Here is a 928-nt window from a genome sequence, read left to right as displayed (position 1 = left end):
TCGTTCTCCTCATCGTCATCATCGGCAGCTTCCTGCTGCTCGAGGCAGCACCCGGTGATGCGGTCGACGCCTATATCGTCTCGACCGGCGGCGACGCCGGCATGATCGAATTGCTGCGCCACCGCTGGGGCCTCGATCAGTCGGAACTGACGCGCCTCGCCAACTACCTCTGGGCATTGCTGCATCTGGACCTCGGCCAGTCCGTCACCTTCTCGCGACCTATCCGCGACGTCATCCTCGAACGCCTGCCGACCACGCTCATCCTGATGGGCAGCGCCACCGCGCTCTCCTTCGGCCTCGGCTCGGCGCTCGGCATCTATGCCGGCGCCAGACCGGGCGGCTTCCGCGACCGTTTGCTTTCGATCGGCTCGCTGGCGCTCTACGCCGTGCCCGGCTTCTGGCTCGGCCTTGTGCTGATCGTCGTCTTCGCCGTCGACCTGCGCTGGCTGCCGATCGGCGGCATCGAGACCATCGCATCGGCCAAGACCGGGCTGGCACGGGCCGCCGACGTCGCCACCCATCTCGTGCTGCCGGTGGCGGCGCTGGGCTTCATCTATCTCGCGCTTTATCTGCGCATGATGCGCGCCGGCATGGCGGAAGCCTGGCGTCAGGATTTTATCCTCGCCGCCCGCGCCAGGGGCCTGGCGCGCCGCCGCATCGTGCTTGCGCATGTCGCCCGCAACGCGCTCTTGCCTCTGGTCACCATGCTCGGCCTGCAATAGGCGCAGATGCTCGGCGGCAGCGTCGTCATCGAAAGCGTCTTTGCCGTTCCCGGCCTCGGCCGGCTGGCGCAGGAAGCCGTCGCCGGACGCGACACGCCGCTGCTGCTCGGCATCATTTTGGTCAGCGCCGTTCTCGTCGTCGTCATCAATCTCCTTGTCGACCTCGCCTACGCCTTCCTCGATCCACGCGTCGGCGCCAGCGAGGC

General features: G+C 67.5%; 1 pseudogene. It reads left to right on the top strand.

From position 1 onward, the window contains the following. A pseudogene (locus tag EOA29_RS38070) lies at positions 1–928 on the top strand (ABC transporter permease); the annotation flags it as partial.

Source organism: Mesorhizobium sp. M1E.F.Ca.ET.063.01.1.1 (assembly GCF_003998155.1).
Lineage (GTDB): Bacteria > Pseudomonadota > Alphaproteobacteria > Rhizobiales > Rhizobiaceae > Mesorhizobium.
The sequence above is the reverse complement of the archived record's forward strand: the minus strand, read 5'-3'. Positions and strand labels throughout refer to the sequence as shown.